At 47.2% G+C, this 13,642-nt stretch carries 16 protein-coding genes; 9 read left to right on the plus strand and 7 right to left on the minus strand.

All coding sequences use genetic code 11. The features are described 5' to 3' along the window. Positions 1-56 precede the first annotated feature (56 nt). Positions 57-1,022, minus strand: a complete 966-nt coding sequence (egtD, locus tag B9N89_RS10645; RefSeq protein WP_132318611.1) for an L-histidine N(alpha)-methyltransferase — start codon at positions 1,020-1,022, stop codon at positions 57-59. Further along, positions 1,023-2,270, minus strand: a complete 1,248-nt coding sequence (gene egtB / locus B9N89_RS10650) for an ergothioneine biosynthesis protein EgtB (RefSeq protein WP_132318609.1) — start codon at positions 2,268-2,270, stop codon at positions 1,023-1,025. 216 nt (positions 2,271-2,486) lie between these two features. Between egtB and B9N89_RS10655 the strand changes: the two genes are divergently transcribed. Then, positions 2,487-3,179: an HAD family hydrolase gene (locus tag B9N89_RS10655; protein WP_132318607.1), complete on the plus strand. Its 693-nt coding sequence runs from the start codon at positions 2,487-2,489 to the stop codon at positions 3,177-3,179. On the opposite strand, the gene B9N89_RS10660 is transcribed toward B9N89_RS10655, so the two are convergent. The 3 genes from B9N89_RS10660 to B9N89_RS10670 form a co-directional block, all read right to left on the minus strand. Continuing rightward, entirely contained in the window at positions 3,176-3,571 is a 396-nt protein-coding gene (locus tag B9N89_RS10660) for a DUF983 domain-containing protein (protein ID WP_132318605.1), read from the minus strand. The genes B9N89_RS10655 and B9N89_RS10660 overlap by 4 nt on opposite strands. A gap of 108 nt (positions 3,572-3,679) precedes the next feature. Then, on the minus strand, positions 3,680-3,970 hold the full coding sequence (gene yhbY, locus B9N89_RS10665; RefSeq protein ID WP_132318603.1) for a ribosome assembly RNA-binding protein YhbY: 291 nt from the start codon (positions 3,968-3,970) through the stop codon (positions 3,680-3,682). Between the two features lie 101 nt (positions 3,971-4,071). Beyond that, the gene (locus B9N89_RS10670) at positions 4,072-4,959 is read right to left on the minus strand and encodes a hypothetical protein (protein ID WP_132318601.1); all 888 of its coding nucleotides are present in this window, start codon (positions 4,957-4,959) and stop codon (positions 4,072-4,074) included. On the opposite strand from B9N89_RS10670, the gene hisS reads away from it, so the two are divergent. Further along, on the plus strand, positions 4,953-6,392 hold the full coding sequence (hisS, locus tag B9N89_RS10675) for a histidine--tRNA ligase (protein WP_132318599.1): 1,440 nt from the start codon (positions 4,953-4,955) through the stop codon (positions 6,390-6,392). The two genes, B9N89_RS10670 and hisS, sit on opposite strands and share 7 nt — an antisense overlap. 23 nt (positions 6,393-6,415) lie before the next feature. Here the strand turns inward: hisS and B9N89_RS10680 are convergent, their stop codons facing one another. Further along, positions 6,416-6,664, minus strand: coding sequence for a hypothetical protein (locus B9N89_RS10680; RefSeq protein WP_132318597.1), 249 nt, complete (start codon positions 6,662-6,664; stop codon positions 6,416-6,418). Positions 6,665-6,990: 326 nt separating this feature from the next. Here B9N89_RS10680 and lspA point away from each other — a divergent pair, with 326 nt between their 5' ends. The 7 genes from lspA (at position 6,991) to B9N89_RS10715 (ending at position 13,051) form a co-directional block, all read left to right on the plus strand. Further along, positions 6,991-7,638: a signal peptidase II gene (gene lspA, locus B9N89_RS10685; protein WP_132318595.1), complete on the plus strand. Its 648-nt coding sequence runs from the start codon at positions 6,991-6,993 to the stop codon at positions 7,636-7,638. Between the two features lie 437 nt (positions 7,639-8,075). Next, a complete protein-coding gene (locus B9N89_RS10690) occupies positions 8,076-8,855 on the plus strand; it encodes a DUF3450 domain-containing protein (RefSeq protein WP_132318593.1) in 780 nt (259 codons plus the stop codon). After that, entirely contained in the window at positions 8,855-10,225 is a 1,371-nt protein-coding gene (locus B9N89_RS10695; RefSeq protein WP_132318591.1) for a MotA/TolQ/ExbB proton channel family protein, read from the plus strand. Before B9N89_RS10690 ends, B9N89_RS10695 begins: the two co-directional genes overlap by 1 nt. Then, entirely contained in the window at positions 10,222-10,746 is a 525-nt protein-coding gene (locus B9N89_RS10700) for a MotA/TolQ/ExbB proton channel family protein (RefSeq protein WP_132318589.1), read from the plus strand. Before B9N89_RS10695 ends, B9N89_RS10700 begins: the two co-directional genes overlap by 4 nt. Before the next feature lie 11 nt (positions 10,747-10,757). Beyond that, positions 10,758-11,165: an ExbD/TolR family protein gene (locus tag B9N89_RS10705; protein ID WP_132318587.1), complete on the plus strand. Its 408-nt coding sequence runs from the start codon at positions 10,758-10,760 to the stop codon at positions 11,163-11,165. Positions 11,166-11,168: 3 nt separating this feature from the next. After that, positions 11,169-11,795 carry an energy transducer TonB gene (locus tag B9N89_RS10710; RefSeq protein WP_132318585.1) on the plus strand — a complete coding sequence of 209 codons (627 nt, stop codon included), beginning with the start codon at positions 11,169-11,171 and terminating at the stop codon, positions 11,793-11,795. Next, positions 11,792-13,051, plus strand: a complete 1,260-nt coding sequence (locus B9N89_RS10715) for a tetratricopeptide repeat protein (protein ID WP_132318583.1) — start codon at positions 11,792-11,794, stop codon at positions 13,049-13,051. The genes B9N89_RS10710 and B9N89_RS10715 overlap by 4 nt, the downstream gene beginning before the upstream one ends. 77 nt (positions 13,052-13,128) lie before the next feature. Here B9N89_RS10715 and B9N89_RS10720 read toward each other — a convergent pair whose 3' ends face one another. After that, complete coding sequence (locus B9N89_RS10720) at positions 13,129-13,641, minus strand: adenine phosphoribosyltransferase (protein ID WP_200820692.1); 513 nt, start codon at positions 13,639-13,641, stop codon at positions 13,129-13,131. Position 13,642 lies beyond the last annotated feature (1 nt).

A 13,642-nucleotide genomic window follows, 5' to 3' on the forward strand; every position in this document is an offset into this window, starting at 1 on the left:
CCTCAAGAGATTGAAGGAATCCGAGAGGATTTGCAAGCAGGGTTCACCTCCTGCGGCTAGTCTGCTTTGGCTTCCAACATCAAGACAGCGAAGGTTTCTTTCTCGTCGGTGAAGATTTTTCGCTCCTTGAAACCAGAGTGTCCAGCAAACTCCAAAAAGTCGTGAACCCTAAATTTTTGGGAGTTCTCAGTATGGATGGACTCATTCTCTCGGAAATGAAAGCTTTGATCCATGATACGTACGGTTTGATTTACCTTTGAAAAAAGGTGCATCTCGATCCGGCCCAAGTCCTCGTTGAAAATGGCCTCATGCCTGAACTGATCTAGCTCGAAGTCGCCTTTTAGCTCTCGGTTAATACGACTTAGCATGTTGAGATTGAATTCTGCTGTGACCCCGTCTTGATCATTATAGGCTTGCAAGAGCGTGCGGCGATCTTTGATGAGGTCGATCCCAAGGATAAATAGGCCACCAACCCTTAAAAATTCCCGTGCCGTATCGAGAAGGTTGCGAGCATCGCCTTTGTTTAGGTTTCCAATTGTTGAACCAGGAAAAAAAATCACACGCTCATCATTGACCCCTGGATCAAGTGTCTTTATTTTATCTTCGGTATAATCTGCACATACAGCTTTTACCGTGAGCTTGGGGTAGCTTGCAGCAATGGCTTCTGCTGCATTGAGAAGATGTTCTTTACTGATATCCAGCGGAATGTAGGTTTTGATCTTTGCGCTGCTTTCTAGAATCTTATGAATTTTTATGCTGCTGCCACTGCCATATTCCAGTAGCAAGCACTGCTCAGGCAGAGCATCGTTTATATCATCAGAAAATTGATCGAGAATCGCAGTTTCGGTCCGTGTAGGATAGTATTCATCCAATTCGCAGATTTGATCGAAGAGTGCTGATCCTCTTTCATCGTAGAAATATTTTGGAGGGATCGTTTTAGGGCTCGCCTGTAGGCCTTGAACAACATCGGCTAGGAAGTCGCTTGTTTTTGGCTCTAGATCGAATAACTCTATGTTTGACATTTATACCTCTCTTGCTAAGCGAATTCCAGAAAACATCCATTGGCTATGACTGGGGAAAAAATTGCGATACGTACTACGAATATGGTTGGGTGGACTGGCTATTGAGCCTCCTCTTAATACATACTGATTGCACATGAACTTTCCGTTATATTCGCCCAATGCACCTGCTTCCGCTTTGAAGCCGGGGTAAGGGCTATAAGCGCTAGCAGTCCATTGCCAAAGCTGGCCCATGATATCGAACGAGTCATCGCTCTGGGCCGAAGGATATAGGTGATCAATATCGAAGATACGGTCTCTATGATCGTAGAGCTGTGCTGCGACTTCCCACTCTTGCTCTGTAGGTAATCGAACGTTAGCCCAACGTGCGTAAGCATCTGCTTCGTAGTAGCTAACGTGGCTGACAGGTGCGTTGAGGTCTAAAGGCTGCAGTCCATGGAGGGTAAACTCATACCATTTGTCATCCTGACGAACCCAATAAAGCGGTGATGACTCGGGTTGGTCCTTAAATGAATTCCAAGCCTCAGAAAGCCAAAGCTCAGGCCGAACGTAGCCCCCAGCTTCGATAAAGTTAAGGTATTCGCCATTGGTCACGAGGCGATTGGCGATCTCCATGGGCTCGATAAAAACCCGATGACGCTTGCCTTCATTATCGTAGCAAAACGAGCCATCGGCCGAAGCACCGATTTCATAGATCCCAGCAGCGATTGGCAGCCACTGGTAAGGTTTTGTCTCTGGTGAAGTGTGGGGAGCGTGCTGGTGGTAAGCAGGGTATAAAGGATTTTTAAAGAGATTATGCTTAATGTCCATGAACAGCAGCTCCTGATGTTGCTTCTCATGGTGGATACCGATTTCAATTAGCTTTAGAAAGTTCTCGTCGTCTTGTCCAGAATCGAACAAGCCATGAATCTGTTGGTCGACATGGCTCCTATATTCACGAACCTCGTCCAAGGCAGGGCGCGATAGGTCCCCACGATGAGCACGGGGATGAAAATCACCGACAGTCTCGTAATATGAGTTAAAAATATATTCAAATTGCTCGTGAAATGGCTTGAAGTCCGTTAAGAAATTCTTCAAGACAAACGTCTCGAAGAACCAAGTTGTATGTGCCAGATGCCATTTAGGTGGGCTTACATCCGGCATAGACTGGACAATGTGATCTTCGTTTGAGATCTTTGCACAGATGTTGAGGCTGAGATTTCTTGTTGATGCGTAGAGATCGGTGATCCCTCGTCTATGATCGATATTCATGTAAGACCTGATTTTGTAATTGGCGGGAATTGTAAGTTTAAGCCCGGCTCACGTCCGTATCTACTCTCAAATTTAGATTGATAGCTAAAAAAAGAGTATAGAAAATTAAAGGAATCGTCAAAGGGGAAACTTATGCACCCTCCTATTAGCAGCAACAATAGGGTCACGGTCATTTTTTTGGTATAACGATATTCTATAACTTTTCTTGGGAGTGGTATGGGGCGTTATATTTTCTTCGATATTGACGGTACGTTGATTCTTACGAATGGTGCAGGAAAACGAGCTTTGGCCTCCGCGTTTCGAGGTCTTTTTAACATTGCAGATGCCGATGTTGACATCGACTACGGAGGGCGCACGGATCTTTCCATTTGCAAGGAGCTTTTTCAGCTGAATCATGTGGACTTTGCCGATGATGCATTTCTCCAGTTTATAACTCGCTATAACCAAGAGCTGAAGCAGGAATTAATCGTTTCAAAGGGCAAGCTGCTGCCGGGTGTCGCGAAACTCCTGGAGGCTTTGCAGGACGATGATCGCTATCATCTAGGCTTGATCACAGGCAATATCGAAGCGGGAGCCTATACGAAATTGGAGTCCCACGGAATTCACGACTACTTTCATTTCGGCGGGTTCGGCGATCGTCAGGAAAGTCGCGACGATATTGCGAGAGAGGGGAAGCGAGACGCGGAGAAGTTTGCCAAGGGTAGCCTGGCAGCGGATCAGTTGATGATTATTGGCGACACACCTCATGATGTCACGTGCAGTCGGGCCATAGGTGCAGCTTGCATGGCTGTTTGTACAGGTTATGCAGCTCGGGACGCGATTGAGGCTCAGTCACCAGAATACTTGCTGGAAGACCTAGAAAACACCGATCAGGTTGTGGGCATCCTTGATCAGCATTTTAAATTCTAATCGGCTTGAGGTTTTTGTTTGAAGTCTTCGTCCCCTAGTGGATGAAGGAAGTGATCCCCGACAAGCCAAATAGCTCGTGAAAAAGGATATAGAATCAGACCAGTGGCGATACCAGCAAGGGCAACAACGGCGGCCTTGATTAAAACAGCCATGTCTTCTTGGTATTGAAAGAGATAATAAGTGAGTGCAAAGCAAACCAAGCTGGTGATGGGGTAATTGATCATCCATGGCGATCCTAGGAAGTAGCCAGGTTCTCGCTCAAAACGGTAGCCGCATTTGGAACAGCCATCTCGAAACTCGAACCAAGATTTCGGCTTTCTGAGAGGGGTTTCGAGGCAATAAGGGCAGCGTAGCAGCGCTATGGCCCGCAGTTTCGGTTTTCCAAGATCCATGGTCAGCTCCTCTTCCTCAATCAGCCCAAGTGGGATCGAAAATCTTCTCACGATCAGTGTTCAGCAGCGAGACTTTTTTTGCCCTTAGGGCAAGCCTCTCGCTTAGAGCTAAGGAAGATTGATCTTCGGTTCTTTGCCCTGCCGATACAAAGTGACAGAGTGGCCGAGTACTTGTACTAGGGTAGCGTTTACCTTCTGAGCGATATCATCGACCAGTGGCTTGAGTTCCTCTTGGCCTTCGCAGCGGATACGAATCTTGATCAATTCATGGGCTTCAAGGGTGGTCTCGATTTCTTTGAGAACACCGTCATTGATTCCGTTATTACCTACCATGACCACGGGGTTCAGGTTATGTGCCAAACCTTTGAGGTATTTTTTTTGTTTATTATTGAGTTCCAAACCGACACTTTCTTTTGAAGAAATAAAGGGATCCCTTGCTTAGCCCGTTAGGCTAAGAATTTCAAGTATAAATTGACATATTGAGGTCAGATGGGCAATCTTTAGAATATCCAGTAAATATCAAAGTCTCCGATGGGCAGGAAGCCTGCATCATCGACGCTCTCACCGTCTAAGTCGGCTCCCGAAAGGACCTGGTATAGAATGCCGAGGCCCAGACGGAAGTTGAAGGCTCCGTGGCGCCATTCTTGAGCGGCGGTGACCCTGAAGTCCTGTGATTTGAGGCTCTCTAATTGTAAGTTACTGATCCGGCTGGAAAGTAAAATGCGCTTACTTTCATCTCGGTGAAACTCGCCGGATATCTGGAAAAAATCTCGGCTAAGACCCATAAGCGACTGGGCTTGGAGAGTGCGGTGAGCCAGGCCAAGGTTGGCCTCAGTATTCGTCTCGTCTGACACATCCTGGGTGCGGGTCTCGTAGTCCCCTTGGGGGTACTTGCTCTCCCAAAAATACTTTCGCCCTTCTTCGCTTAACGAGGCATTGACATCTCCGAGACCTATACTCCAGTGACTATGAAGGGTTAATCTGGGGGACATGCGTTGCGACCAGGAAATTTGCGGTCGAACTATCTGGGCGTCAAGTTCATCGAAGTGATCTTTGACAAAGCCCCAGAGAGCGGTGTCTCGGTTTAGATAAGATACGCTAGCACCGATGGAAACCGAGTGCAGGCCACGGGACCAAACTTGATATTTCATTTTCAAGTTGGGAGCACCAGCGGCCAAGGCGAGAGTGTCGAGGCCCACATCTATAGTCTCACTCACCCCATACTCTGCTGCAAACCCTAGTTTGATAGCACCAGACGGCAGCGTATAGGCGGTGAAGTCCTGAACATAGCCGGGGTTCTCAGTGGTTGAAGGAGCACTTGCAAAAGCCTTCCCAGGGCCTATGATAGAGGCCGCTAAGAGGACGACTAGCGGGAGTCTGTTTGACATTTGTTTCGAACCTCTGCTATGGGATTCCACTTCGTTTAGGCCAATTTGATGGGCCGAACGATGACGTTACCAAAACTCGTATTAAAGGAGCAAGCACCTTGGCTAAAAAAGATCGTGTTCCTGCCAAAACCCTCAAAGGCTTTCGGGATTTCAGTCCATCACTGGCCCTGCGTCGTAAAGCCATTACAGATCATATCTGGCATCACGCGATTCAGTCGGGCTTTGAGCCGATCGAAACCCCCGTTTTAGAGTATGCTGAAACGCTTCTCGGCTCTGGAGGAGAAGAAGCAGATAAAGAGGTTTATCTCTTCGAAGATCATGGTGGTCGTCGGGTAGGCTTGCGCTTCGATCTTACAGTTCCTTTTTCGAGATTTGTGGCTGAAAATCAAGGGACTCTGACAATGCCCTTTAAAAGGGTGCAGATTGGCAACTCCTATCGGGGCGAGAAACCGCAGAAGGGGCGTTATCGAGAGTTTTGCCAAGCTGATGTCGATATTGTGGGAGTCGACTCCCTAGCTGCAGATGTGGAGATTATTACAAATATTGCTGTGAATTTAGACCAGTTCGTGCCGTCTTCATTTACGATGTTGATAGGGCATCGGGTCTTGCTTTCGGCGCTGATCAAAGCGTCACTGCCAAATGTAGATGGTGATGGAGAGATCAAGGTTTTGATCGCCTTGGATAAACTAGCTAAGGTCGGTGATGAAAAAGTTTTGGAGCTCATTCTTGAAGTTCAGGGTACAACCGAGGAGGGAGCACAAAGTCTTTTGAAGGTCGTGACCGCTAAAGACGTGCAAGGAGACTCTGACTTAAACTTGGTTCGTAGTACCCTTGCAAGCCAAGAGGAGGCTTTGGGGGAAATCGATCGACTTGATCAAACGCTCTCGATATTACGCGACCTGAAGATAAGTAAGGGCAAGATTCGCTTGGATCTGAGTATCGCCCGTGGGCTTGGCTATTATACCGGAATCGTGTTTGAGACTTTTCTCGACGACCTGCCAAACTTTGGGTCGATCTCATCCGGTGGTCGTTACAACGGACTCGTGTCACGCTTCAGCAAGCAGGAAATTCCAGGGATTGGTGGCTCGATCGGCGTAGACCGATTGCTAGCAGCTCTAGATGAGCTAGAGAAGGCTAGCGAACCTGAGCGTGGTGGTATCTTTGTGGCTGTCGCAACAGAAGATGCTCGGGCCTATGGCTTTCGCATTGTGCAAGAGTTAAGAGGCGCGGGCTTAAAAGCTGACATTGCTCTAAAGCCAGGCAAACTTGCCCAGCAATTTAAGTATGCAGATAAGAAGCACTTTGCCAAGGTTGTGACAGTCGGCGACGAAGAGCTGGCTCAGGAAACCTATAGCATTAAAGATTTGGATTCAGGAGTCGAGGAAAAGCAATTGCCCCTGGTGGATATGGTGGCGAGTATGAAGCCTCACTAGAGGCTTCAGGCAAAAATTGCTTCTTAGTTGGTCTGGACGCTTTGCTCTTCGTTTCGGACCGCGACCTCATCCTCGTCTTTTTGAGGCAGCTCGAATGCCTCTGAAAACCTGTATTTTTGACCCTCTACAAATAAGTCGGATTCTAAGTCCTTGTCGCTTGCCAAGGCAAAGTCGTCAGTGGATGAAAGTTTTTCGGACTTAGCACTCTTGTCCTTGGAACCGGTATGGCTACATGAAACAGTTAGAAGTGCACATAGGGCTAATCGAAGCATAATTATCTCCTCTAGTGGACTCTCACTTGAGTCATGATAGATCTCGGTGCTTGCGAGGGGGGAGAGTTAAGGGCAGCAGCCGATGGCGTGATTGTCCGGTGATACTGGCATCTTATGGCGGGGTAAGGGTTCATTTTAACGTAACAACCGCCGGCTGATCTCTTACGGATAAGTTTATTTCCTCTTAAAAGATAAATAAATATAATAGCTTATGGGAAAGTTCTCAGTTAGTGGGCTCGACTATTTGTGATCCTGCATAGAAAAGGTATCAAGTCCATGATATTTTTTCCTTTTAAACCTTTGAGGAAGCTGAAGGTCATCCATATATGCTAAAAAACATTCGATTCCCATTTCTTTCCACTCGTATTGGTAAACTCATGTTCTTGGCTCTGACTCTAGTCTTTTTAGGCTCTGTGGGTCTCGACCAAGTTTCTAAACGGCACGCTCACGGCACGCTTCTGACTTGGGAGCACGAGACCAATAAAAGGCAGTTTCGAACCGATTCTTACCATGTCTTTACCCTTGGTGAAGTTCGGACGGAAGATAACCAGCGCGGGGAGTATTTTCGATTTAAGTTTCAGTACCAGAGGAACACAGGGGCTGCCTTCAGCATGCTTGCAGATCTTGATGATACCTATCGCGTGCCGTTTTTCTATGCCGTAACGCTGATTGCGATCTTCTTTGTATCTTATTACCTTAAAACCCTGCCACTAAATTACCATGTGACGCGGCTCGGACTTGTCCTAATACTTTCTGGCGCGATTGGCAACTTTTTGGATCGTGTGGTATTTGGATACGTCATCGATTTTTTAGATGTTGATTGGAACCTGTTTGGTTGGCATCACGATTTTGCGGTGTTCAACATTGCTGACGTAGCGATCAACCTCGGGATCATCTGTTTCATCATTGAGTCGCTACTTCGAAAGAAGCCAGTCGAAGTGACACTCCAGGGCGAGTTGATTGCGTCAAAGTAGGTTGGTAAAAGAGACTAGAGAGCCGGTCAAAATTTTGTGAAAATTGGCTCTCAAATTCCGTAAAGTCTCTCAAAACCCGCATGATTACTGCTCTACACCTCACTAAATCGTAGGATCTGATTTTGCAAAAATGACGCGCAAGTCTGATTTATCGATTGACTAAATTATAAATATATTCAATAAACTTTTAAAAATAGGCTGGCTGAATGGCCAAAGTGGTATTGGGCTTATTTGTACTAAACTTAGACCCTATGCCAAAAGCGACGGTTTGGAAGTGTTTTGTTTTTCGTGTCAGTGCCCCAGATCAATTCTTTGCCAACGTGTTCAGATCAGCTTAGAACCTTAAGACTTATTTCTGATGACTTGCTATGTAGTTTCGATTATATAGCTAAGTCAATCTGATATCTCTAATTTTGCATCTTATAGGGTTAGCGACTATGGCTCACAAGCTTTCACAAAAGGTTACTCGGTACTGCTTACCGGCAGTGCTTGGTTTATCCCTGACGCAGGCATCCTTCGGGGATGCAGTAAAAAAGTCTGTTGATGTGCAAACAACAACAGTGGCTCAGAACAAAACCTCTCAGAAGAACATCGATGGGATGGCAGATAAGACATCCCGCCTCCTTGACGAGTACCGACTGGTTGTCAGCGAAACAGAGAGCCTTCGGACTTACAACGACCAGCTTGAAAAACTCATCAAATCGCAAAATGAAGAAGTCGGTTCGATCCAGAAGCAGATCGACAGCATCGAGGTAACGAACAAAGAAGTCGTACCATTGATGATCAAGATGATCGATGGATTAGAGCAGTTTGTGGAACTGGATGTTCCATTCCTCATGGAAGAGCGAAAGAATCGGATTCAAACACTTCGCGAGATGATGGATCGTGCTGACGTTTCGACATCTGAAAAGTACCGTCGTGTTTTAGAAGCTTACCAGGTTGAGAATGAGTATGGTCGTTCTATCGAGGCGTACTCAGCGACAGTAGATGTGGACGGTGAGAAGAAAACTGTGGACTTTTTGCGCATTGGTCGCGTTGTCCTAATCTATCAGACGCTTGATGGCAAAACAGCAATGATCTGGAACAAGACCAACCGTAAATGGGAAGAGCTTGGTAGCCAGTACGCGTCATCTATCAAGCAGGGCCTTAAGATTGCTAAGAAGCAGTCAGCACCTGACTTGTTGACCTTACCCGTTCCCGCTCCGGAGGCAAACTAATGACATTCTTTAAATCAAAAGTAGTTCCTTTTGCAGCCGTACTAGGGCTGGCATTGAGTAGCGCTAGCTTGACTGCTAATGCGCAGGCAAACTCTCTCGATCAGTTGCTTGAGCAGGTGAAGCGAGACAAAGCGAAAGACAATAAGATAAACAAAGAGCGTGAAGCAAAATTCTTAGCAAATAAGAACGAGCAACAGGCGATTCTCAACAAGGCCAAGGCTGAGTTGGCGGCTCAAAAAGCTCGGGGTGAAACTCTTAAAACTCAGTTTGACTCCAACGAAAAGCAACTTTCTGAGCTTGAAACCAAGCTAAAGATGACAATGGGAACTTTGGGCGAGCTATTTGGCGTCGTTCGTCAAGTTGCCGGAGATGCCAAGGGAAGCTTTGAAACCTCTCTAGTAACTGCTGAGAATCCTGGCCGTACAGCTTTCGTCGATGATCTTTCTCGTCGTAAATCACTGCCTGACAGCAGCGACTTGGCTCAGCTTTGGGTTGAGCTACTTACCGAGATGACAGAGTCTGGTAAGGTTTCTACTTTCAAAGGTCAGGTGACTCTTGTGGACGGCACTAAGGCTGAGCAAGAAGTGACCCGTATCGGTGTTTTCAACCTAGTATCTCAGGGCAAGTACCTTCGCTATGATGACACAGTTGATGAGATGATCGAACTTGGTCGTCAGCCTGCATCACGATTCCTTTCTCAAATTAAGGATTTCGAAAGTGCTGGCCCTGGTGAGCTTAGCGCTTTAGGAATTGACCCATCACGAGGCTCTATCCTGAGCGCCCTTGTTCAGGCACCAAGCCTTTGGGAGAGATTTCAGCAGGGTGGTATCGTCGGTTGGGTTATCGCATCCGTGCTCTTTGTGGGCTTGATCCTCACTGGTGAGCGTATGTTCTACCTCACAAAAGTTGGGCGTCAGATCAAAGATCAGTTGTCATCACGATCTTTCGACAAGAGCAACCCTCTGGGTTTGATCTTTGCAACTTACGAAGAAAATAAAGACAAAGATATTGAGAGTCTTGAGCTAAAGCTCGATGAGGCAATCATCAAAGGAACGTCTTCCGTAGAGAAGGGCTTAGGCACGATTAAGATCCTTGCTTCGGTAGCACCGCTTCTTGGTCTTCTTGGTACGGTTACTGGTATGATTGGCACGTTCCAATCCATGATGCTCTTCGGTACCGGAGATCCGAAAGTTATGGCCGGTGGTATTTCACAGGCACTTGTAACGACGGTTCTAGGTCTTGTTGCTGCAATTCCACTTATTCTTCTCCACAGCTTCGTATCGGGCCGCAGTAAAGCAGTTCTTTCTGTTCTAGAAGAGCAGAGTGCTGGCTTGATGGCCTCTCGCGTGGAAGAGGAGGGTAAAGCGTGATCTTCCTTTTCGAAACATGGGAAGTGATTCGCGACTTTTTAGAGACTGGTGGCCAGGTCTTGCTAGTGATTGCTTTGGCGACCCTTGTTCTGTGGACCTTGATTCTTGAGAAGTACTATTACTTCTTTAGGGTTTACCCTGCAGAAGCCAAAGGGGTTGTTGGCAAGTGGCAGGCACGCAAGGACAAGTCGTCCTGGGCTGCCCACCGGATTCGAGAAGCCTTAATCTCCGATGTTGGGACACGTCTCGACAAGTCGGTTGGCTTAATTAAAACCATGGTAGCTATCTGTCCTTTGCTCGGCTTGATGGGAACGGTGACCGGTATGATCAGCGTTTTTGAAATCATGGGCTACACAGGAACGAGCAACGCTCGCTTGATGGCATCTGGTATCTCGATGGCGACCATCCCCACCATGGCGGGAATGGTGGCATCTCTATCAGGTCTCTACTTTGGATCACGACTAGAAAGTAAGGCAAAGAAGGCAAGGGATGAGCTTGCAGACCAGCTCCCCTATAATTGAAAGGTTCTAATATGAGAGCACGTTTTAGAAGAAATGCAGAAGAAGAAGCTGGTATCGATATGACGCCGATGCTAGACATCGTCTTCATCATGCTGATTTTCTTTATCGTTACCACCTCATTCGTCAAAGAGTCGGGGATCGATGTCAATCGTCCTTCAGCAGCTACAGCGACGAAGAAAGAGCGAGCTAATATTTTGATCGCGATTTCGGATGCAGGTGAAATATGGATTCAAAAAAGACGCGTTGATGTGCGATCTGTTCGCGCCAACGTTGAGAAACTACACGCGGAAAACCCTGAAGGGTCCGTTGTGATTCAATCAGACAAGGGAGCCAAGACCGGTACGTTGATCCAGGTGATGGACCAAGTTCGGTTGGCAGGTGTAACCGCCGTATCCATTGCTGCTAAGCCACAGGAATAATCTATGCGTTATCTGGTTGCTTTAGGTGCAGGTGGACTCGTTACCTTGGGACTGTTCTACTTCATGTCCGTTCTGATTTCTCAGGGTAAGAAGAAGCCTGTCGAAAACGATCTCGGCCCTGTGGTGGAATTCATCCGGGTCAAGCGAGATCAAGAAACGAAAACAAGAAGTCGTGAACTTCCGAAGAAGCCGCCTCCTCCCAAGGCTGCGCCTTCGAAACCAAAGATGCAGGTTGCTGAAAACGATCAGCCTCAGGCCGAACAGCTAGATATGCCCCAACCTAAAATTGCCAACGGCTTGAAAGGTGGCATGGGTCCTTATCTGGGCGGTGGTGGCGGCGGAGGGAACTCCGATGGTGAGGTAATGCCCATTGTGCGTATTGCTCCCCAGATGCCACGTAAGGCACGGATGAGAGGTATAGAAGGCTACGTTGTTGCCTCGTTTACAGTGACAAAATCAGGCTCTGTCTCGGATGTTAAGATTGTGGAAGCTAAACCTCCCAGGATTTTCAACCGAGAAGCCAAACGTGCTATCTTGAAATGGAAGTACAAACCCCAGATAGTCGATGGCAAGGCGGTAGAAATTCCCCAAACCATCCGACTTGACTTTAAGCTGGAGGGAGAGGAATGAGACCAATTTGGACCATCCTGATGGCTCTGCAGTTGTTCGCTGTCCCGTCTCTAGCCACTGGTAAAACTGTGCAAGAGGTGGTGAATCGTAAGCCGCAGACCATTGAAGGCGGCCGATCGGGAACCATTAGAGAGCGCTCGTTGAAGCGTCTAACTAAGGCCCAGCAACTGATGTCCACGGAGAAGTACGATGCTGCCCTTGAAATTCTTCAAGGTCTTGAGAAGTCGCTAAGTGGCAACAAGTTTGGTTTAGCTCAGGTCTACCAAACCAGCGGTTACGTTTACGCTCAGTCAGATCGCTTTGCTAAGGCATCGGAATACTTTCGTAAGACCATCGAACTCAATTCTTTACCAAAAACCCCTACCCTGAATACCATGTATTCATTGGCTCAGGTCTTGGTAGCAGAAGAGCGCTACATCGATGCAGTACCTTATATTCAAGACTATCTCTTTAATAAGGAGCCGCAGAGAGCCGAAGCTTTCTTTTTCTATGGTCAGGTCTTAGCGCAGCTAAAGCAGATGAGAATGGCTGCTGTACAGGTGGAGAAAGCTCTAAAGCTGACGGATTCGCCTAAGGAAAGTTGGTTGCGTTTGCTCGTGGCACTTTATTTTGAGCAAAAGCTCTACAGTAAGGCTGCGGTGATCTTAGAAAAGCTAGTTAACATCAAGCCCGATAAGAATCAGTACTGGAAGCAGCTATCGAGTGTTTATATCGCGATGAACCAGGATAGTAAGGCTCTTGCTGTTTTGGAAGTGGCCTACAAGAACAAGGTTCTTACAGAAGAGAAAGACTTGCTGCAGCTAATCAGGTTATCCCTCTTTGAAGGGGTTCCTTACAAGGCTGGTGTCTATCTGCAAAAAGCTCTCGACGATGGTGCTGTTGCGAAGACTTCAAAGCATTTTGAACTCCTTGCTGAGTCATGGATTCAAGCTCAAGAAGTTGATCGAGCGCTGACTGCCTTGGACAAAGCTGCTCCATTATCGAGCGATGGTAAGCTTTACGTTCGCCAGGGTCAGCTTTATCTTGAGAAAGAGAAGTGGAAAGAATCTATTGCTGCTCTTAAGAAGGGTATCGAAAAGGGTGGCCTTAAAAAAGAAGGCTTGGCTTACGTTGCACTTGGTATCGCTCATTACAACTCGGGCGCAACTCAGTCGGCCATCGAAAGCTTTCGAAAAGCCAAAGCCTTTCCTAAGTTTAAAAAGCAGGCTGCTGAGTGGATCAACCACGTGAATACTGAGGTCGCCATCACTCACTAAAAGATAGCTTCAAGTTTCAAACACAATAAAAGCTAGGTTCAAAAAGAACCTAGCTTTTTTATTGCCCGTGTTGGCATTTAGTAACTGATCAGCGTGTGGATCGAGTAGTCTCCCAGTGCCTCTTTGCCACCAAGAAACGATAGCTCAATGAGGAAGGCACAGGAAACAACTTGTCCCCCGCAGGCTTCCACTAGCTTGGCCGTTGCTTTCATAGTGCCGCCGGTGGCGAGTAGGTCGTCTACAAGCAATACCTTTTGGTCTTTCTCAATAGCATCCTTGTGGATTTCCAGGCAGTCGGTGCCGTATTCTAGCTCGTAAGTTTCGCTGAATACCTCAGCTGGAAGCTTGCCTTTCTTGCGAATGGGGATAAAGCCGACACCAAGAGCTTGTGCCACACCGACTCCAAACATAAAGCCACGACTTTCTGTGCCGGCGACAAAATCGATCTTCTGATCCCGAAACGGTGCCGCTAGTTGATCAAAAGTAGCTTGCAAGGCAGCAGGGCTTTTTAAAAGGGGCGTGATGTCCTTAAAATTGATACCAGGCTTGGGGAAGTCTGGAATTTCTCGGATAAAGCTCTTGAGTTCCATG

Source organism: Pseudobacteriovorax antillogorgiicola (assembly GCF_900177345.1).
Lineage (GTDB): Bacteria > Bdellovibrionota_B > Oligoflexia > Oligoflexales > Oligoflexaceae > Pseudobacteriovorax > Pseudobacteriovorax antillogorgiicola.